We start from the raw sequence: 18498 nt of genomic DNA, 5'->3' as shown, positions 1-18498 counted from the left end.
CCGCCGAGCTGGTCGAGCTCGAGCGCTGGGCGCGCGAGACGGCGCAGGAGATCGTGCGGGCCTACATCGAGGACGGCAACGACGCCGCCTATCTGCACGAGCTCGGCTACGACCCGACCATCCCGCCCGAGGTGCCGCTCGAGAAGCGCGCCGGCAGGCTGGTCGAGCAGAGCGTCGACGCCCGCAAGCGCCTGACCGAGGCGAACCTGCGGCTGGTGGTCAGCATCGCCAAGAAGTACATCGGGCGTGGCATGAGCTTCCTGGACCTGATCCAGGAGGGAAACATCGGCCTCATCCGGGCGGTCGAGAAGTTCGACTACGAGAAGGGCTTCAAGTTCAGCACCTACGCCACCTGGTGGATCCGGCAGGCGATCACGCGCGCCATCGCGGACCAGGCACGCACGATCCGGATCCCGGTCCACATGGTCGAGACGATCAATCGCCTGATCCGCGTCAGCCGCACTCTCCTGCAGGAGCTGGGCCGCGAGCCGACGGTGGAAGAGATCGCCCGGCGCATGAGCCGCGACGAAATCATCCGCGAGCTGCGCGACAAGCTGCAGCGGGAGCCGACCGAAGCCGAGACCGACGAGCGCGAGGCGGCCGGGCCGCAGACCGTCTCACCCGAGAAGGTGCGCGAGATCATGAAGGTCAGCCAGGAGCCGGTCAGCCTCGAGACGCCGATCGGCGAGGAGGAGGACAGCCATCTCGGCGACTTCATCCCCGACCTCGCCAGCGTGGCGCCGGCCGACGCCGCCAGCCATCAGCTGCTCAAGGAGCAGGTGGAGGGCGTGCTCGACAGCCTGACCCCCCGTGAGCGACGCGTCCTCCAGCTGCGCTTCGGCCTGGAGGACGGCCGCAGTCGGACCCTCGAGGAGGTCGGTCGAGACTTCAACGTGACCCGCGAGCGGATCCGCCAGATCGAGGCCAAGGCGCTGCGCAAGCTGCGCCATCCAAGCCGCAGCCGGAAGCTCAAGGACTACCTGGAATAGACCGATGGCGGCCGTCCGGCCGCCTGATTCCTCTTTGACCCGTCGCGTCAGGCACGGGTATCATCGGCCGGCCTCATCGGCCACGGCGACTGGATGAGGCGAATGTTCCGGCGTAGCTCAGTGGTAGAGCGGGCGGCTGTTAACCGCTTGGTCGTAGGTTCGAGTCCTACCGCCGGAGCCACTTTTCCCGAGTGGATCGCCCACGCTTGGTCGCTGCAGTCCACTCGAGGCGACTCCTTTTGCGGCCTCCGTGACTGATTCCGTGACTGACTCCTCCGCCATGAACCCATGCCCGGCAATTGCCCGCTCTAGCAGGTCGGCCGCATCGCGTTGCTGCCTTGCCGTGACATGAGCGTATCGCTCCATGGTGACCTGGCTGCCGGGCGCGTGGCGGAGCAACTCCTGGGCGACGCGAGGGTGTGCTCCCGCGTCCACGAGCAGGCTCGCAGCCCCGTGGCGCATATCGTGGAGGCGCATCGTCGGCAGGCTTGCTCTCAGCAGTAGCGACTGGAAGTGCTTGGTGAACCACGAGCCATTGATCGCCAGACCGCCTTTCGTGACGAACACGAGAGAATCCCCGAATGGCACTAGGGGTCGTTCGGCCTCCTGCCGCCGGAGGTGCCCCCGCAGACGGTCAACAACGAAGGGCGACAGCGCGATAGTGGCTGCTGACGCGGCCGTCTTCGTCTCAACCCTAGCCGCTTTCCGGCCCGATCCCGCGATCTGGTACCGGATAGTCACGGTCCCGTCGTTGAGGTCGAGGTCGGAGCGAGCGATCCCCAGGATTTCCGACGAGCGTAGACCCATGAACGAGAGCGCGTAGGCTGCCTCGAGCCGGTCGCCGCTGATTGCCTTGAGGATGCCTCGCGCACGCTCTGGGGTGAGAGCCTCGATGTTCGATCGGGTGACGCGTCGCAGGGTCACGAGTTTCGCCTCGTTGCGGCGGACGGCCCTCGACCGCGATGACATGGCCGGCTTCGCCGCCGCGTTCGCCCCGGATGCGGTTCTGCACGGGGGCGAAGGAGTCGAAGTTGCCGGGTCAGAGAGCATCGCGCGGATGATCTGGCAGCTGCGCGAGATGACGAACGGCACGCTCCGTTGGGAACTGCATGACGTCTTGGCCAATGACGATCACACCGTCGCCCTGCATATCACCCGGGCCGAACGCAACGGCCGCTCGCTGGCGGACCGCGTCGTGTACGTGTTCCACGTGCGCGACGGGCAGATCAGTGAAGCGTGGTTCAGCGGCGACCCGCGAGTCCAGGCCGACTTCTACGGGTAATCCAGCTCATCATCGGCGCCATCATGGGTCGGGGTCCCCCGTTACACCTTCCTCCACGCCGCCGCAAGCCGGCCAGGTGCGTCACAGCAACGGCGAGTCACCCACGACGGTGACGTGTCGAGCTTCAGGAGCCCTTATTGGAGCCCTTATCTGTCCTGTTTCCTGCGTCTCATGCGTCTCTTGGTAGGTCTCGCTGAACTCGGCTGAGACGTATGAGACGGTTCACGTAGAGTCCGCTCGCGACGGCCGTGCTCCTGAGTCTCGGCCCATAACAAGAAGCCTCCAGCGATGGCATGTCAGCCTGAAGAAGTCTGGGCGCGGCTGTCAGTCTGAACTGCTGTCCGACCGAATCCACTGCAGGACCTCCTCGGCGTTCTCGTCTGGTGGGAACACCGGGTAGAAGATCTTGACGATGCGGCGCGCTCGGGCGACGAGTGTCAGCCGACTGTAAAGGATCATTCCGGCGATCTCGAGGGTAGGAAGCTTCAACGCCTCGCCCAGCTGGCGCGTCGGGTCAGCCAGGAGGGGAAACGACAAGTGGAGTCGCTGGGCTGCCTCCTCTTGCTCCTCGCTATCTTGGGCAGACACGCCTGCAACCCTGTATCCGAGGTCACGGAACTGATAGTGAAGGTCGCGGAAGGCGCAGCTCTGCTGCGTACACCCCCGCGCTCCCGGCGTCTCGTTCCAGCCAGGTGGGTCGGCGTCGTCAGGGCGCCCCATCTTGGGGTAGATGTACAGAACGAGCTGTGTCGCAGCCAGCTCGGCGAGGTTGACGTCTTGTCCCTCGGTCGAGCGAAGCTTGAGGTCGGGTATCAGCCGGTCTGGTAGGTGTGCAGCCGCACCGTCGTCGACCGGAACGGGGAGACCCTCAGGGAGGGGCGGCGGCTGGTAGTTGGTGCTCGACCTCATCTCTTGGTTCTCCTCTTCTCGAGGCTTTCGACTTCAGGCGTTTGCGCCGTACCGATGCGTTGACTTATCCACAACCCGCTCGTCAGTATGCTTAACGACTGAAGTTGAAGGCTGCGCCGGAAGCCGCCACCCCGCTAAGCGGCCATCCGAGAGTGGTGGACCTGTGCCGGCAAGACGATTCGGCATTTGGTATCTGCCGGTTTAAGTCCCACTTGCGCCTCCGACCTCAGTGTCGCGTCGGGGAACCCTCGGCCGATTGCATTCTTGCTGATTCGCCAGCTGACTTCAGTTCGTGACGCCCAAGGATAGGGATGGTTGCTAGCGCGGCCCCGTCACCTGCCGGGGACGAGGTCCGGTACTGCGCGCGTTGCCCGTGAGGTGGTCCGGGAAGCCACCACCGCATTGGTGTCTGAGCCCTTATCTGAGCCCTTATCGGTCGTGTCCCATACGTCCCATGTCGCCTATGCTGCCCATCCTGTCGCTCTGTGGGACGCGTGGCACGAAATACAGCGCATCCGGTATGCGGTACCACCCTGGTCGCGCGATAACCTGCCCCCACGCCGACCGCTCGCTGCAGTAGCGTTCAGTCGTGGGATTACGGCTCGATCACAGCGAGCGTGAAGCTCTCGCCGCGTCCCGGCTCGGCACGCTGCCAGCGGATGTCCTGGGCGAAGTGCTGGCGGGCGCTACGCGGGTGACCATCCCAGCGCGATCCACGGTCCGCCCGGTGGCAGGCGAGTCACCGCACCTGGAGCTCGTAGTATCCGGGCTGGTCCGCATCCAGGTCGCCGCCGCAGACGGTAGGGCCTTGACCGTTCGCTACTGCCGCCGCGGAGCGCTCATGGGCGCGGCCACGCTGTACGCCGAGGCCGTCAGGCCCTTCACCATCCAGGCGTTGACGGACGCGGAGCTGCTTCGGCTCGATCCCGCGCGCGTGGTACGGCAGGCGCTCCGCGACTCCCGGGTCGCGAACGCCTTGCTCGTCGAGACGAGCGAGCGAGTGATGACCTTTGTCGCGGAGTTCTCCGGCCACGCCTTCGCCACGGTCCGGCAGCGCATCGCACGGCACCTCCTCGACCTTGCCGCCCTCGACCCGCACTCGGAGGAGCTCGCCGCTTCCATCAGTCAGCAGGAGCTCGCCGATGGGGTCGGAACGGTGCGCGAGGTCGTCGTCCGGGTCCTCCGCGAGCTGCGGACGCAGGGCTGCATCCGGACCCGCCGCGACGGGATCGTGCTCACCGACCCGGAGCGGCTTTCGGCCATCGCCGCCGCTCAGGAACGATAGTTCCTGACAGCTCGCCGCTCCGAGCATCATGCTGCCATGAATGGCAGCTCTGACGGAAGGCCGCAGCGCATACGCCCACCTCGAGCGCTCGTTCCGCGGCGACCTCGTCGGTCCAGACCATCCCGCCTACGAGGCGCAGCGCAGGGTGTGGAACGGCTCCATCGACCGCAGGCCCGCGCTGATCGCCCGGTGCTCGGGGCGCGCCGATGTCGTCGCTGCGCTGGCGTTCGCACGACGAGCCGGCTTGACCGCTGCCATCCGGGGCGGCGGACACAGCTTCCCGGGGTTCTCGGTCGTGGACGGCGGAGTGGTCATCGACCTTGGGCCGATGAAGCGCATCGACGTCGATCCCGAGCGTCGGGTGGCGCGCGCCGAGGGTGGCGTACTGCTCGGCGAGCTGGACCGGGCGACCCAGGCGTACGGCCTGGCCGTGCCGCTTGGCTCGGTGACGCACACCGGCATCGCCGGCCTGACTCTGGGTGGTGGCTTCGGATGGCTGATGCGGAAGCACGGTCTGACCGTCGACAACCTGCTCGCGGCCGAGGTCGTCACCGCCAAAGGGGAAGTGGTCGAGGCGAGCGCCGCTCACAATGCGGATCTCTTCTGGGGGCTGCGCGGCGGGGGCGGCAACTTCGGCATCGTCACCGACTTCACCTATCGGCTGAACCAAGTCGCGCCGACGGTCGTCGCCGGCCTCGTCCTGTGGGCACTCGAGGACGGCGCGGAGGTGGGACGCTTCTATCGGGAGTGGGCGCTGGCCGCGCCCGATGAGCTCACCACCGCGCTGATCGTGCGGCGCGCGCCGGCTGTCGACCTGATTCCCGCCGAGCTCCACGGGAGGCCGGTGATCGGCGTCGCGTGCTGCTGGGTCGGCGAGCACGACCGGGGTGAGGCCGCGTTGGCCGCCATGCGGCAGTTCGGCACACCGATCGTCGACCTCGTCAGCCGTCGCCCATTCGTCGAGCACCAGGGGCTCCTTGACCCGAGCTTCCCGCACGGCATCTGGATCTACTCCAAGGCGTCCGACGTCGCCGCGCTCTCGGATGGCGTCCTGGAGGTGATGCTGGATCACGGCGCCCGCATCAGGTCGCTGCGGTCGGCAATGATTGCCTGGCAGCTCGGAGGCGCCGTGGCACGCGTCGGCGCGCTGGACACCGCCTTCAGCAGCACCCGCAGCGGCTACCTCGTGGACGTGGTCGGCGCGACGGACTCGGCCGACGGGTTCGACGTGGAGCGCCTATGGGCCCGCGAGTGCTGGGAGGCTATGGCTCCTTACCGGACGGGCGCCTATGTCAACTGGCTGATGGAGGAGGGCGACGAGCACGTCCGGGAGGTCTACGGCGAGGAACGCTACCGGCGGCTGCAGGCCGTGAAACGCCGGTACGATCCGAAGAACGTCTTCCACCTGAACCAGAACATCGTCCCGGGCTGAGTGCCCGCGCAGGCAGCGCGGTCACTGAGCCGACCGTAACAATCGTTCTCAGTCGGACTCCACCGGAGGCTCGCCGCGATTCCGGTATGCGGTACCACTCTCGCCTGAGGGGTATGCGAAGCCGCCCCTGCGACGGGGCGGCTTCGCCGACGTACCACGGTCAAGCCGTAACGCCGACCTTTGCCTCGGCGAGGGCCTTGAGGTTCTCGTTGGAGTGGCGAATCTGGCGATCGATCGCGCGCTCCATGAACAACTTATCGGCGATGTCGCCGATCAGACCTCCGGGCAGCTCGTAGTCGAGCTCCACAGTCATGTCAGTGCCGCCAGACACCGGCTCGATGCGAAGCGTCGAGACGGCCGGCCCTCCACCGACGATGGAGCCACGCTCCTCGATCAGCTTTCCCGGCTCGACCTTGGTGACCTCGCTGGTGGCCTCGAGGCGCCGGCCCATCACCTTATAGACCGCGGTGTACTTGGAGCCGACTCGGTCGAGCGGCCCGCTGATGTCCCTGACCTCGAGGAGGCCGGCCTGCCATTCCGGGTACCGCGAGGGATCGGTACCCAATGCCCAGACCTGATCCGGTGCTGCATCGATGTGGAACGTGTCGCGGATGTGACCCATGGGCAAACCTCCAGCGCCAGACCGGGACGGGGGACGACTGGGTGGGCAGGGCATCTCGGAGGTGCGCGAATGGAGTGGTCGACTCGACGAGCTGGCTCCCAGACGACTGCTCGGCGAGTCCCCGGCCGATCCCCGACTCGTAATGGTACTCCTAAGGGGTAACTGACCTGTCCTAGACCGTCAGCGTTGCGCTACCACCTGGTCGCTGCCGATCGGCCAGAGTGAGCGCCATGCGACGACCTCAATGCCCCGGTCAGTTCGATGACGCGCAACGCGGACCGTTTCGACAAGGTCGTTCGCGTACGGGCTAGCCCGCCCGGCCCGACCAATAGGTTCCGCCGCGGCCGACTCGGTGACTGACTGTGTGACTGATTCAGCCGGCATGATCTGCCACATTCGTGCTCAGAGTCAGCCTCGAGACCGGCGGCTGTTAACCGCTTGGTCGTAGGTTCGAATCCTACCGCCGGAGCCACTCGATTACTGCGTCCGACCGGTTAACACCCTGTTCGGTCGCCACGTTCCAGACTGCAACGGCCTTCAGCTCCCGGCTGTCGACGTCGACACGTTCGAAGAGGTCCCTTACCGTGGGGCGCGCTAATCGCGGGTCGTCTCCCTGGAGCGCGCCATCGCCCGTCGACTCCGCATGCGTTTGAGCGTGGACGTGCACTCGGGACAATGCCGCTGGACAGGAGAGCGGCGTTCGATGACTTGATGGCACCGATGGCACTCGAGAAGCGCTACCCTCAACCATTCGCGGGAGCGGCTAGGGCGGGGGAGTGAGATTTCGTCGGCCTGCTCGCCTCGCGAACGCAGTAAGTGGCCGGCTCCGGCCCGAGGCGATGACCCTGTCTCCAATCGGCTAACCGCTCGCGTCTAGCGCAGTACATGGGCCGGCGGCCTACCCATCGCCGCATGGACCGCTGCAGACAACGATCTGAGTGGCGAAGGCGAACGAGCCCGCTTCGGTCGTGCGGTAGGTGAGCCGCAGCGAGGCGAGCGAGAAGTCGCCGTCGCCGGTCGCCTCAAGGCCGACGATGAGCTGGCGTGGCTGCCCTGGGACGATCTGGGCGCCAGGAGGGACCGCAACCGCGCCGGCCGGCAGCGCCGGGGAGCCTTCGTCGGTGAGCCGGACTCCAACCGGGAGCAGCCAGACACCGCCGATCGTTGCCCCGCCACCGTCGGTCGTTACCGGCTCGGCGCGCTCGAGTGTCACCGCCGAGCTCCCGCACGCACGCACCTCGAAGGCGGGCAAGTAGACAAGCTCGCCGGTGTCGAGGGCGATCGGCTCAGCTGCATCGGCGTGGCCGCCGCCGAGCGCGGTCGACAGTGGCGCAGCCTGGCAATCGAGGTTCTGGCCGATGGTCGGGGGCAGCGTCAGCCACGCCAGCCCAGCCACGCTCACCGCCGTCATGCCGACCAGGCCGCGCAGGAGGCCGCGCCGCCACGGCCGCCAGGCCGTTCGTCGGAGCGCCAGCGGCATGGCGGCGGCCAGACCGATCCCGCCGCTCGCCACCAGCCAGTCCACCACCCACGGCTGGTCGAGCGCCAGGCGCGCCGGGTCGGCGTTGAAGATCCCGGCATCGGCTGCCAGCCACCAGAGCCCGGTGAGGCCAAGCACCGAGAGCGTCGCGAGGCCGATCACCGTCAGCCGCCTGGGCCGCGTCGGCTCGGCCAGGTACGCACCGAGGACGACGATGGTCCACGCCTCGGTCAGGCTGGCCACCCCATCGGCCACGCCGACCGGCTCCGGCTCGCCGCCCTCGACGAACGGCAGGCCGAGCGCCCGCGACACGATCCACACCCCGATGACCGCCGCCGACGCGGCGATCCCGACCCAGAACCACGAGCGCGGCCGGGGTCGGAAGAGGAGACCGGCGGCTGCGACCTGGATGACCCCGACGACCAGGAAGAAGCCGGCAATCGGCCACCCCTCGGCGAGGTGGACGCCGACCTGTCCGAGGTGCACCGCCCCCGCGGTGAGCGCCAGCACGGCCGCCAGCGCCCGCAGCCACGGCTGAGCCGGCGTCTCGTGAAGAGACACGCGCTAGGGTAGCGGCCAGCTGGCGCCGCCGTCCGCTGAGCGGTAGAAGCGAGTGGCGTCGTCGACCACGACGACCGTCGTCGGGTCGCCCGGGGCGACCGCCAGCGCGAGGGCCACGCCGTCGAAGCCGGTCGACTGCCAGGTCTGCCCCTGGTCGGTCGAACGCTTCAGACCGGCGCTGGTTGCCGCATACAGCGCGCTGCCGTCGTCGGCGGCGGCGAGGCCACCGGCCAGAGGCGCGCCGGGGTAGGCGAGGGGCTGCCAGGTCGCACCATCGTCGACGCTGCGGACCAGGCCCTCCGGGCCGACCGCCACCAGGGCGGTCTGGTCGCCGGCGCGGTAGCTGGCGAGGTAGCCCCAGTTTCCGGACTGGAGCAGCGCCCAATGCCGCCCGGCGTCGTGGGTCTCGAACAGACCGAAGCCGACGGCGAAGGTCCAGGCGTGATCGGCATCGGCGGGATCGAGGGCGAAGGCGTGGAGGTCGAGGCCGGGCAGGTCGTTGGGGACCGGCTGCCAGCTGGCTCCGCCATCGGTGCTCTCGAGGTACACCTCGTGCCCAGCGATCTGGATGCGTCCCTCGCCGGCCGCCCGGACGTTCATCGCATCGGCGCCCGAGAGCGAGGCCGGCTGCCAGGTGCGGCCGCCGTCGCGCGACTCGAGTAGGCCATTGTGGTGGCCGAAGTAGAGGCGCCCAGGGTCGTCCGGCGCGAAGGCCAGGGCGTGGACGTCGGCGGTATTGAGCCTCGCCCAGGCGGAGGGAGCGGCACCGCCCTCAAGGGGTCGGAGGATGAGGAAGGCCACCACCCCCACCACAGCGACTCCGGCGGCGATGAGCAGGGCAGTGCTGGAACGGCGTCCGGGCGTGGGGCGGGACGGCTGACGGCGCGACGCCGCAGATCGGGGGGTCGTTGTCTGCCGCTTGCGCCTGGCTGCCACCACGCGTGCCCGTATGCTCAGCGCGCGGCCGGCGCGTGGTCAGTCAGGTCGGCTCGCATGCGAAGGTACGTCTCGCGCTCGAGCTCGCCGCGGGCGTACCGGATGTCGAGGACCTGGCGCGCGTCGGTGGCCGCGCTAGGCCCTCGGCCACGGAGGATGAGCCAGGCGAGGAGGACGGTGGCCGCCACCAGGAGGATGAGCCACACGAGGCCGATGAGGATCATGCCGCCGCCCATCGGCATCATGCCCATCCACGATCCGGCGCCGGACATCATGGTCTCCATCAGCGCCCGGCACTGCTCGAACATCTCGCTCACCGGTCCATCCTAGCCATTGGGCTGGATGCGACAGATCGGGAAAGCAAGGCAGAAGCTGGATCGGGCTCAACCGCGGGGGGAACGGGAGCCCGACCACGTACTCGACGAGCTTCCACGTCTTCCCTGTGCCAGGCCCGGCGAGGAGACGTGCGGCCCTCCGGCGGCGGGCTGCCGCGTTGGCTTGCTCCGGCAGCGTGCCGCCGATGCTCCGATCTGCGCTAAGCACCCATTTTCCCTCCCCTCGCCACGTTCCGGCGCCATTCGTCAGCGCCCGGCGGCCTCGGGCGCCCTACCACAGGTGTGGCGGCCGAGCGAGCATGATACGTGGCGAGCGAGTAGCCCCAGCGACGCCGAGGGCATCCCACTAACAGTGATTAGTGTGATACCTGCTTCGAGTCGACGGCGGCTTACTCGCGTCCTGCGGCGCCAGTCGAGCGGGTCACGAATGCATGGCGTGCTCAAGTCGCCGACGATCCGCGGTTTCGAGCTGGATGGTCGAATGCTCCATGTCGAAATCGTCGGTGAGGCAGGGGACTCGCGCCGGATCGGCACCCGCACGCATGACCACGTGGGCCGAGACGACGTATGCCCGATGCTCCAGGCTTCGCCCCAGCGGCCGGCACGTCACTACGGCTGACCGACCTCGCCGGTCGCCCGGACCACGATGTCGTAGATCGCTACCTCTGGAGTGCCTCCCGCATTTCGGATCAACCGACGTGCGAAGGGCTCCTCGCCAGAAGCAAGCATGGCGTCGAGATCCGCTCGGCGATACCACACGCTCAGGACGCCCACACGTCCCTCGGATCCGGTCAGGAGAAATGTCTCCTCAAGATCGGGCGGCGTTCCGCCCTGGAGCGCTTTCCGGTAGGTCTCCGCGACCTCAGCTACGCGATCTGGTTCGACGTACCCCGTGACCAACGTAACGACTTCAGCCATGTCGATGTCTCCTCTCTCACTCGTGCCTTCACTGAGGGCTGCTCAAGGGAACGCATCACACCGGCACGCGAGCGAAACGCGACTCAGTTTGGCCGACTCTGCGCTTTAAGCATGCAAGACTCGGATCCGCACCGCGCCGAACGCCCGTGGTCGTACCCGGCACGAGCCGCCTTGCATGCTGCCAAGCCGGCTCGTTCGAATCCGACGTTGACTTGCATCAGATTCGCGCGCAGATTCGTCAAGTGACCCGACCGGGCGAACTCGCCGAAGCCATCGTCGCCGCCATCTCGCGGCACGATGCCGACGCGGTCGCGGCCTGCTTCGCCGAGGACTATGAGGACGAGGCGCCCGCCCGTCGGGGAGAGGTGGTGCGCGGCCGCGACGAGGTGCGTGCCAACTTCGCCCGCATGTTCACGTCCATGCCGGATGTCACCGCGGGGATCCTCCGGCTGGCGGAGCGCGAGAACGAGGTGTGGATGGAGTGGCGGCTGTCCGGGACGCGTGACGACGAGCTGTGCGCGCCTTTGTGCAGACTCCCTGATCGCCGGGGGCACTCTTGAGCGCTCGACCCCGCAGTGCCCGCTTATCCGCCGCTTCCCCTCGCCCTTCCACCCCGCCTGCCGTCAGTAAGATCAGTGGAACAGCAGGGGCGGCCAGGCGCCGTCGCCATGGCCGGGACGCGGAGGGGCGGGGATGACCGATCTCGATACGCTACGACGTGCCGCGATCGTGGGGGTGGTGCTGGCGGTCGTCGTCGCCATCGTGGCCACGCCGATCTACCTCGCGGCGTTCGGCTGGGATCTCGAGGCGTCGATCTTCGTCCACCCCCAGGCGGCGCTGGGCGCCGGCCGCGACACAGCCGTGTTGTGGCGTTGGGGGTTCTTCGGCGACATGCTCTTCTCCTACCTGCTGCTCCTGCCCCTGGCGCTGTTCCTCCATCGGCGGCTCCGCGAGCGGCGGCCGTGGCTGGCCGACCTTGGCCTGGCCGGCGCGTTGGCGTATATCCTCATCGGAGGCGCCGCCGCCGCGATCCTCGCTCAGGCGGGCAGCTCCCTCATCGAGGCGCATGACGCGGCGGCCCCCGCCGATCGGGCGGCGATCCTCACTGCCTTACATCTCCTGCGCGATGCGTTCGTGTACGGCGTGTGGCAGACGCTTGATGGGATCACCGCCGGCTCGTGGGCCTTGAGCGTTGGATGGTTGATCCTCGGCGACCGCCCTCTAGTTGGGCGGTTGCTGGTCGTGCTCGGCGTGTGGGGCTGGGCGTTCGCATTCGTGACGATGTCCGGGATCCACTCGTTGGCCGTCCTTGGGGGAGGCTTTGCGGTTGCGATCGCGGCGTGGATCGCTTGGGTCGCCCTCGAGCGCCGGCGCCTCGTGTCTGCAGCGCGCTGACCCATCAGATCCTCCTGCTAGGAGGATCCTGCCGCCAAAGTTTGGCCGCCAGCCAGATAGCGGACACCGGCAGAAACCCGACTGCACCGATGATGAGCAGCTCAGGCGGCCCTGGTTGATCGAGTGACAGTTGTCCGGTCAGACCGGCCTTTGCCGAGTAGCCGACGACTTCGGCAGCAGCGACGGTCGTCACTATCGAGAGCCCGCGGTCCTCTCGACGGGTGAACCATGCCAGCCCCATCAGCCATCCGCCAAGAAGCAACAGCTCCAGGGTGCCCCACAGCCCGATGGCGATCGCGTCGACGAGCGCGAAGAAGCCGATCCGCACGGCATCCCTCGGTCTGCGCAATCTCGAGGAGCGGCGGCCCCACCGACGCCATCAGGCGTGGAGCGCCAAAACTTGACGATGCGGATGGGGATGCGGCGCTTCACGCGGCTGACCAATGGCTTCTCAAAGAAGGCCGAGAATCACGCGGCAGCGGTCGCGCTCCACTACATGTACGCGGCCGCACAAGAGCCTCGCCAATCCGTACCCCCGGACCCCTGCGATGGCAGCGTGCATTGAGGATCACATCTGGTCCTGCGAGGACATCGCGGCGCTGCTCGACTAGCCGCTAGTGTTGCCGCCACCCGCCATGTGCTGCGTGTCGTCAAAGGCACCCTTCTGCACGAACTCACGAGCCGCCGACTCCGGGAACTCCTCCTCCGGATGGACTTCTTGCGAGTGGCGCATCGCTTCCTGAACTAGCTGGTCGTCATCCTCGGCGTGGAGATGCGCGCAGTTTGGAACATCGCACTCGACTCCCCGCATGGTCTGACCGCTCCCTTCTGCGACTACTGACCCCTGGGCCACCAGCCTACTCCTGCGGAACTCCTGCGGATCAAACTGATGCACTACCGGCCTTCCACCGCCAGCGGCGAAGGTGTCGGCGCGTGCTGCGGGCTGGGTCGCCGAGTAGTGCTTATCCTCACGAAGCCTGCGGGACCAGCACGCCCGCAGCGATGGGCCGACGCAGTAGGGTTCATGGTGCTTAGATCCTGGATATTGCCGAGCGGGCGTACTGTGTTCGAGCTCGCAGGGTGGAAGCCGCATGGCGTGGGTCGATCGGGACGGGGTCCGCATCTGGTACGAGGTCGAAGGCGCAGGGCCGCCCGTACTGCTCCTGCACGGAGGCGCTGGCACTGGCGACGTCTGGCGTTTTGCCGGCTACGTGGACACCCTGCGCGATGATTTTCAGCTGATCCTGGTCGACGCCCGCGGGCACGGTCGGAGCGATCGGCCTGACGATTACCGGGAATACCGGATCTCGTCGCACGTGGCGGATGCGATCGCGGTCCTCGACGACCTGGAGGTGTCGCGTGCCGCGGCGGTGGGCTTTTCGATGGGCGGCAGTACGGCCCTGGCCCTGGCGGCACTCCATCCGGATCGGATCGCGGTCGTCGTTTCGCTCGACGCGGATGGCGGGGGGGTGGGGTTCGCGGATCACCGCGTTCCAACCACTCAAGATGACTGGGACCTGGTGGCGACCGTGGAGCGCGAGGGGTTGCGCCCGCTCATCGAGATGCTCGAGAGCGAAGGACGGCCGGAATTCGCCGCGATGTTCGCCCGCATGGACCCGGCCGCATTCGCACGCCAGACAAGAGCCTGGGCCGATCCCGATGAGCTCGACGTTGGCGTTCGGGATATCAAGGCGCCGGTCCTCTATTTCTTCGGGGATCCGACAGGATCCCAGCCGGTCATGCCGTCGAGTGCGAGCGTGATCCCGATTCCGGGTGCCGACCACGCCGGCGTGCTCGAGGCCACCGACATCGTGATTCCGGCCGTGCGGGACCATCTTCGGAAGGCATTCCAGAGCTTGACCGGCGGCCAGGCATCGGCGGACAGGCGTGGAGCTACCGGCCGCGCATCTGCTAAAGGAGAGTAGGACCGTCCCGGAGCGGCCAGCTTTCGACGAGATGCGCCGCGTGACCGATGCGCTCCACCCCGCGACTCCCACGCCATTGTGTGACGGAATCCCTCGTGCGCCGCTCACCGTTGGCGCTCGGCCTTGAGATCGACCGCGAGCCAGGTCATCGTGAGGAGAGAGTGCTTCGGTGTGCAAGCGGCTCATGCAACACTCTCGTCAGGACGATCGACTCGGTGCTGGCAACCCGAACCGTCCCAGCCGGGTCGTTCCCATAGGTGCTAGCCCGCCCCGCGCGACCACGAGGTTCCGCCGCGGCCGACTTGGTGACTGACCCCGTGACTGATTCAGCCGGCATGATGGGCCACATTCGTGCTCAGAGTCAGCCCCGAGACCGGCGGCTGTTAACCGCTTGGGTCGTAGGTTCGAATCCTACCGCCGGAGCCACACTCACCCGATGGAACTACCCTGCCGTGGCTTGCGTCACGGCGGCATGAAAAGCCCGATTCGTCGCGCGGTCCTGGCCACCCTCCTCCTCGCCTTCGGAAGCGCCGCATGTGCCGCGGCCCCCGGCGGATCTCCACCGATCGATGCTGGGGTCGCTGCGCGGCTGGCGCTCGCCCAGCACGCCCGCTTTGCTGGGATCGGCCCCCAGGACGAAGACCTGATCGGCCAGGCCGCCTGGTACAAGGTCATCGAGGTCGAGGACGGCTGGCAGGTCCTGATCCGGATCGGCTGGGGAGACTGCCCGGCCGGGTGTATCAACGAGCATCGCTGGATCTATGCGGTCGATCGCGACGCGAGCGTCGAGCTCCTGCGCGAGGAGGGAGATGCCCTCCCGGAGGCGAGCGGCGTGCGAGGCATTGTGACGGCCGGACCGACGTGTCCGGTCGAGACGGTACCCCCGGATCCAGCCTGCGCCGCGCGACCGGTGGCCGGAGCCGTCCTCGTCTTCAGCGACGCGGACGGCACCGAGGTGGCACGAGCGACTTCGGCCGCCGATGGAACGTACAGCGTCGAGCTCGCGCCCGGCGCGTACCAGGTGACTCCGCAGCCCGTCGAGGGCCTGATGGGGACGCCTGCGCTGATGGATGTCGAGGTCGAGGCCGGGCAGCCGATGACCGAGCTGCAGGTCTCTTACGACACCGGGATCCGCTAACGGCGCTTCGGCTCGAAGTCGGGGTCGACCGGGGCTGTCGGTCCCACGTTGTCGCTGGTCGAAAGCAGGACCCACACGAAGACCGCCATCGCCGCGGCGAAGATGAGGAGCAGCGCGGTGCCGGCAGGCTCGTAGCTTGCCCACCAGTAGATGGCACCGACCGCCGCGATGAGGATCGGCAGCGCCAGAATGCGGATCAGCATGATCGAGATGATAGGGGAGCGGTGGGCATCAGCGCGATCGCATCTCAGCAGCGAATCTGCGTATTTCTATGACTTAGACGAGCCAGCCGCAGTCCGTGCGTGCCACCGCGCGACCCTCGCCGGCCCGGATCCCGGTCGCCGGCTCGCTGGCGCGAACCAGCGGACCCGCGCCGAGCAGCTCGCCGCTGTCGGCCAGCGTGGCACGTCGCACGGCCGGGTCGGTGACCGGCGCTTCGCCCTCGGCCAGTTCGGGGACAGCCGCCCGCGGGCCCGGAACGGGTGGGGTCCCCGCTGACGGGCGGGCGGTGATCAGCGAGCCATCCGGGTAGGCAAGCCAGAGACCGCGCATGCGCGCCACGAAGTGCTCGGGCATGCCGGGCACGAGAAGGTCGACCTGGCCGACCCGGCTGCGGCGATACCCGCGCGGCCGCTCGTCCGCCTGGACGCGGTCGACGAAGGGGCGGGACAGGAGCTCCTCGACGGCCAGCGAGATCGCCTCAGGGGCTTCGACCTTCGCGCTGCCATCACGGAAGGTGGCGGTGCCGACGACCGTGCCCTGGTCGCTGCCCTGGTTACCCTGGATCAGCTCGTAGACGATCGTGTCCTCGGTCCGCAGCCGAGCGATGGGGTCGATCACGGCCGCAGGATAGCCGATGCCAGCGCGCGGCCGACGGCGCATCGGCGCAGTCAGCGAGGGGGCGGCTTGGGTAGAATCGCGGGGCCAGTGACGAGCGGAGGAGCCGGGTGAGCGCGATCGAAGAGCGCGGCTATCGAACCATGGTGGAGGCGCAGGGCGACCAGCAAATCGACACCTGGGCGGGCGACCTGTTCATGGACTTCGCCAAGCGGATGGGCGTCGGCACGGCCATTGCGGCGTTCTGCGCGGTGACCGACCTGGACGCCAGGGGATTTCAGCGCACCTTCCTCGTCGGCGGGGGACCGGATCACGTCGTCGGCATCGACACCGCCGGGGCCTTGGCCGCGCCGATCTTCGAGCTGCCCCGCGCGATCGCCGGGCTGCGCCGAACCGATCCCGACGCACGACGCAAGCTGGTGGCGTTCCTCGTCGGCCAGCGCGAGGTGATGAGCTACACGCCCTGAAGGGTTACGCCGGTTCGCGCGTGGCCCGAATGATGGCGATCGCGTTCTCGAGCTTGAGCTTGGTGACCGTCAGATAGCGAGCCAGGTTGTCGCGGTTGGTGTCGGGGATCTCGTCGATCAGCTCTCGCTGACTCAAGAGATCGACCAGTTCGTCAACTGCGCCCGCCAGCCGTGCCCGATTGTTGACGAGGGCATCGTCCGTGTCTTTGGCGGCCAATTGTCCGGCGACCGTCTTCGCCCGGCGCTTCGGCTTGGCGCTCGTCTCCGTCTCGGGTGGGCTGCCGCCGGTGATGGCTCGTAGTCGCGAGAGAGTCAGCTCGCCGGCGGCCACCTTCTTGGCGAGTCGCCTTCGCGTCCGCTCGTCTTTGACCTTCATCAGCTCGTAGGCATGGCTCAACGTGTCTTTGCGCAGGGACACGAGTTCGCGGATCTCGGGTGGGGCCTCCGCGAGACGGATGCGGTTCTCGACATAGCCCTTGTCCTTTCCGATCTTCTGGGCAAGCTGACGAAGCGAATACCCAAGGTCCGTCATCTTGCGGAACATCGCGGCCTCCTCCAGCGGGGAGACATCCTCGCGCTGGAGGTTCTCGATGATCGACACTTCGAGCGCCGTCTCATCGTCGAACTCGACGACGATGGCGGGGATCGAGTCCCGTTGCGCCATGCGTGATGCGCGCCAGCGTCGCTCGCCGGCGATCAGCTCGAACTGGCTGCCGACCGGGCGCACCAGGATCGGCTGCAGGACGCCATGCTCGCGGATCGAATCGGCCAGCTCGACCAATGACTCCTCCTCGTAGGAGAGACGAGGCTGCGCGGGGTTCGGCAGGATCCGATTGGTGGGCACCTCGCGAATCTGCGCATGGGTCGCGCGAGACTCGATCAGGGAGACGATCCCCGGCGCAAGGTCAGTGGCCTGCGCCTCGTCGAAGAGGCGGTGGATATTCTCGCTGAAGGCCGGTCGCTTGCTAGCCAAGTTCAATTACCTCCTGGGCCAGGTCGCGGAATGCGCGAGCCGCGGCGGAATGGGTCGCATACTCGGTGACCGGCTTCCCGGTGAGCGGCGCCTCGCCGAGCTTCACGGTCTGCTTGATCATGGTCGAGAAGACCCGATGGTCGCCGAGCTCTCGCAGGTTTTGGAGCATCTCGCGCGCGAGCACCGTGCGACCGTCATAGAAGGTGGCCAGCAGACCCAGGATCTCGAGGTCGTGGTTGAGCTTGATCTTGATGGTGTTGATCACCTTGATAAGAGCGGTCAGGCCCTTGATCGCGTAGAACTGCGTCTGGACCGGGATGATCACCCGCGAGCTCGCCACCAGGGCGTTGATGGTGAGGAGGCCCAGCGTCGGCGGTGAGTCGATGATGATGACGTCGTACTGCCGCTCGGCCCAGCCGTCGAGCGCGTCGCGCAGGACCATCTCGCGGCCGATCGCGGTGAACAGTTCGACCTCGGTCGAGGCCAGCTCCAGCGTGGACGGTGCCACCGACAGGCCCGGCATCTCCGTCTGCCGCACGATCTCGTCGAGCGGCACTCGATTCTCGGAGAGGACATCGGCCATCGAATGTCGGACATCGGAGAGGCTGATGCCCAGGCCAACCGTCAGATTCGCCTGCGGGTCCATGTCGATGCAGAGGACCCGGTACCCCAACTCGGCGAGCGCACCGCCGAGATTGATGGAGGCGGTCGTCTTTCCGACTCCGCCTTTCTGGTTCGCGATGGAGATTACCTTGGTCACAAGATCACCTTGCAAGCGGCTCGGGGCGGGAAGGAAGGGTCGCGGACGCGACCGATCGATCATACCCGCCGACGGTCGCCAGCGACCGTCCGAGTTATCCACAAGCTGCAGGAATGTCGATGTCTTTGTGCAAAGACGAGCATCTATACTCGGACTTGTCCACCATCTTGTCGGGCCCATAGCTCAGTGGTTAGAGCATCCGGCTCATAACCGGCGGGTCGCAGGTTCGATCCCTGCTGGGCCCACCACCAGCG

General features: G+C 67.5%; 19 protein-coding genes, 2 tRNA genes and 2 pseudogenes. 12 read left to right on the top strand and 11 right to left on the bottom strand.

Annotated features, from left to right (window positions below; genetic code table 11):
- Positions 1-179 precede the first annotated feature (179 nt).
- The 3 genes and pseudogenes from WEB29_07250 (at position 180) to WEB29_07240 (ending at position 2271) form a co-directional block, all read left to right on the top strand.
- Positions 180-989: pseudogene (locus WEB29_07250) on the top strand (sigma-70 family RNA polymerase sigma factor).
- A 106-nt stretch (positions 990-1095) separates the two neighbouring features.
- A tRNA-Asn gene (locus WEB29_07245) sits at positions 1096-1170 on the top strand.
- Between the two features lie 723 nt (positions 1171-1893).
- Positions 1894-2271, top strand: a complete 378-nt coding sequence (locus WEB29_07240) for a nuclear transport factor 2 family protein (GenBank protein ID MEX2136736.1) — start codon at positions 1894-1896, stop codon at positions 2269-2271.
- Between the two features lie 324 nt (positions 2272-2595).
- On the opposite strand, the gene WEB29_07235 is transcribed toward WEB29_07240, so the two are convergent.
- Positions 2596-3180, bottom strand: a complete 585-nt coding sequence (locus tag WEB29_07235) for a peroxiredoxin (GenBank protein MEX2136735.1) — start codon at positions 3178-3180, stop codon at positions 2596-2598.
- A 589-nt stretch (positions 3181-3769) separates the two neighbouring features.
- Between WEB29_07235 and WEB29_07230 the strand changes: the two genes are divergently transcribed.
- Positions 3770-4465 carry a Crp/Fnr family transcriptional regulator gene (locus WEB29_07230; GenBank protein ID MEX2136734.1) on the top strand — a complete coding sequence of 232 codons (696 nt, stop codon included), beginning with the start codon at positions 3770-3772 and terminating at the stop codon, positions 4463-4465.
- Positions 4466-4505: 40 nt separating this feature from the next.
- Positions 4506-5897 (top strand): FAD-binding oxidoreductase, encoded by a 1392-nt coding sequence (locus WEB29_07225; protein ID MEX2136733.1) that lies wholly within the window; start codon positions 4506-4508, stop codon positions 5895-5897.
- A gap of 160 nt (positions 5898-6057) precedes the next feature.
- Here WEB29_07225 and WEB29_07220 read toward each other — a convergent pair whose 3' ends face one another.
- The 5 genes from WEB29_07220 to WEB29_07200 all read right to left on the bottom strand — a co-directional run bounded on the left by WEB29_07220 (position 6058) and on the right by WEB29_07200 (position 10749).
- On the bottom strand, positions 6058-6519 hold the full coding sequence (locus WEB29_07220) for an SRPBCC family protein (protein MEX2136732.1): 462 nt from the start codon (positions 6517-6519) through the stop codon (positions 6058-6060).
- Positions 6520-7417: 898 nt separating this feature from the next.
- Complete coding sequence (locus WEB29_07215) at positions 7418-8560, bottom strand: hypothetical protein (protein ID MEX2136731.1); 1143 nt, start codon at positions 8558-8560, stop codon at positions 7418-7420.
- Positions 8561-8563: 3 nt separating this feature from the next.
- A complete protein-coding gene (locus tag WEB29_07210) occupies positions 8564-9499 on the bottom strand; it encodes a YCF48-related protein (GenBank protein ID MEX2136730.1) in 936 nt (311 codons plus the stop codon).
- 14 nt (positions 9500-9513) lie between these two features.
- A complete protein-coding gene (locus WEB29_07205) occupies positions 9514-9804 on the bottom strand; it encodes an SHOCT domain-containing protein (GenBank protein MEX2136729.1) in 291 nt (96 codons plus the stop codon).
- Positions 9805-10440: 636 nt separating this feature from the next.
- On the bottom strand, positions 10441-10749 hold the full coding sequence (locus tag WEB29_07200; protein ID MEX2136728.1) for a hypothetical protein: 309 nt from the start codon (positions 10747-10749) through the stop codon (positions 10441-10443).
- Between the two features lie 242 nt (positions 10750-10991).
- Between WEB29_07200 and WEB29_07195 the strand changes: the two genes are divergently transcribed.
- Positions 10992-11309 (top strand): nuclear transport factor 2 family protein, encoded by a 318-nt coding sequence (locus WEB29_07195; protein ID MEX2136727.1) that lies wholly within the window; start codon positions 10992-10994, stop codon positions 11307-11309.
- Between the two features lie 133 nt (positions 11310-11442).
- Entirely contained in the window at positions 11443-12144 is a 702-nt protein-coding gene (locus WEB29_07190; protein ID MEX2136726.1) for a hypothetical protein, read from the top strand.
- Positions 12145-12148: 4 nt separating this feature from the next.
- On the opposite strand, the gene WEB29_07185 is transcribed toward WEB29_07190, so the two are convergent.
- Positions 12149-12472: a hypothetical protein gene (locus WEB29_07185; protein MEX2136725.1), complete on the bottom strand. Its 324-nt coding sequence runs from the start codon at positions 12470-12472 to the stop codon at positions 12149-12151.
- A gap of 45 nt (positions 12473-12517) precedes the next feature.
- Here WEB29_07185 and WEB29_07180 point away from each other — a divergent pair.
- The 3 genes and pseudogenes from WEB29_07180 (at position 12518) to WEB29_07170 (ending at position 15207) form a co-directional block, all read left to right on the top strand.
- A pseudogene (locus WEB29_07180) lies at positions 12518-12755 on the top strand (IS1 family transposase).
- 480 nt (positions 12756-13235) lie between these two features.
- Entirely contained in the window at positions 13236-14069 is an 834-nt protein-coding gene (locus WEB29_07175; GenBank protein MEX2136724.1) for an alpha/beta hydrolase, read from the top strand.
- A 472-nt stretch (positions 14070-14541) separates the two neighbouring features.
- Positions 14542-15207 (top strand): carboxypeptidase-like regulatory domain-containing protein, encoded by a 666-nt coding sequence (locus WEB29_07170; protein ID MEX2136723.1) that lies wholly within the window; start codon positions 14542-14544, stop codon positions 15205-15207.
- On the opposite strand, the gene WEB29_07165 is transcribed toward WEB29_07170, so the two are convergent.
- Positions 15204-15410, bottom strand: coding sequence for a hypothetical protein (locus WEB29_07165; protein ID MEX2136722.1), 207 nt, complete (start codon positions 15408-15410; stop codon positions 15204-15206). The two genes, WEB29_07170 and WEB29_07165, sit on opposite strands and share 4 nt — an antisense overlap.
- 73 nt (positions 15411-15483) lie before the next feature.
- Complete coding sequence (locus WEB29_07160; GenBank protein MEX2136721.1) at positions 15484-16047, bottom strand: hypothetical protein; 564 nt, start codon at positions 16045-16047, stop codon at positions 15484-15486.
- Between the two features lie 107 nt (positions 16048-16154).
- On the opposite strand from WEB29_07160, the gene WEB29_07155 reads away from it, so the two are divergent.
- The gene (locus tag WEB29_07155; GenBank protein ID MEX2136720.1) at positions 16155-16511 is read left to right on the top strand and encodes a hypothetical protein; all 357 of its coding nucleotides are present in this window, start codon (positions 16155-16157) and stop codon (positions 16509-16511) included.
- 4 nt (positions 16512-16515) lie between these two features.
- On the opposite strand, the gene WEB29_07150 is transcribed toward WEB29_07155, so the two are convergent.
- On the bottom strand, positions 16516-17484 hold the full coding sequence (locus WEB29_07150; protein MEX2136719.1) for a ParB/RepB/Spo0J family partition protein: 969 nt from the start codon (positions 17482-17484) through the stop codon (positions 16516-16518).
- Positions 17477-18244: an AAA family ATPase gene (locus WEB29_07145; protein ID MEX2136718.1), complete on the bottom strand. Its 768-nt coding sequence runs from the start codon at positions 18242-18244 to the stop codon at positions 17477-17479. The genes WEB29_07150 and WEB29_07145 overlap by 8 nt, the downstream gene beginning before the upstream one ends.
- Before the next feature lie 172 nt (positions 18245-18416).
- On the opposite strand from WEB29_07145, the gene WEB29_07140 reads away from it, so the two are divergent.
- Positions 18417-18492: transfer RNA gene (locus WEB29_07140), tRNA-Ile, on the top strand.
- Positions 18493-18498: the final 6 nt, after the last annotated feature.

Source organism: Chloroflexota bacterium, assembly GCA_040902225.1.
In the GTDB taxonomy this organism is placed as follows: domain Bacteria; phylum Chloroflexota; class Limnocylindria; order QHBO01; family QHBO01; genus CF-167.
Note: the sequence above shows the minus strand (reverse complement) of the source record. Positions and strands in the feature narration are given on the sequence as shown.

What these genes read in the sequence shown, in the direction of transcription:
- WEB29_07235 (MEX2136735.1), bottom strand. Translation starts at nt 3,180, where the DNA reads ATGAGGTCGAGCACCAACTACCAGCCGCCGCCCCTCCCTGAGGGTCTC.
- WEB29_07225 (MEX2136733.1), top strand. Translation starts at nt 4,506, where the DNA reads ATGGCAGCTCTGACGGAAGGCCGCAGCGCATACGCCCACCTCGAGCGC.
- WEB29_07220 (MEX2136732.1), bottom strand. Translation starts at nt 6,519, where the DNA reads ATGGGTCACATCCGCGACACGTTCCACATCGATGCAGCACCGGATCAG.
- WEB29_07205 (MEX2136729.1), bottom strand. Translation starts at nt 9,804, where the DNA reads ATGTTCGAGCAGTGCCGGGCGCTGATGGAGACCATGATGTCCGGCGCC.
- WEB29_07200 (MEX2136728.1), bottom strand. Translation starts at nt 10,749, where the DNA reads ATGGCTGAAGTCGTTACGTTGGTCACGGGGTACGTCGAACCAGATCGC.
- WEB29_07190 (MEX2136726.1), top strand. Translation starts at nt 11,443, where the DNA reads ATGACCGATCTCGATACGCTACGACGTGCCGCGATCGTGGGGGTGGTG.
- WEB29_07175 (MEX2136724.1), top strand. Translation starts at nt 13,236, where the DNA reads ATGGCGTGGGTCGATCGGGACGGGGTCCGCATCTGGTACGAGGTCGAA.
- WEB29_07170 (MEX2136723.1), top strand. Translation starts at nt 14,542, where the DNA reads ATGAAAAGCCCGATTCGTCGCGCGGTCCTGGCCACCCTCCTCCTCGCC.
- WEB29_07165 (MEX2136722.1), bottom strand. Translation starts at nt 15,410, where the DNA reads ATGCTGATCCGCATTCTGGCGCTGCCGATCCTCATCGCGGCGGTCGGT.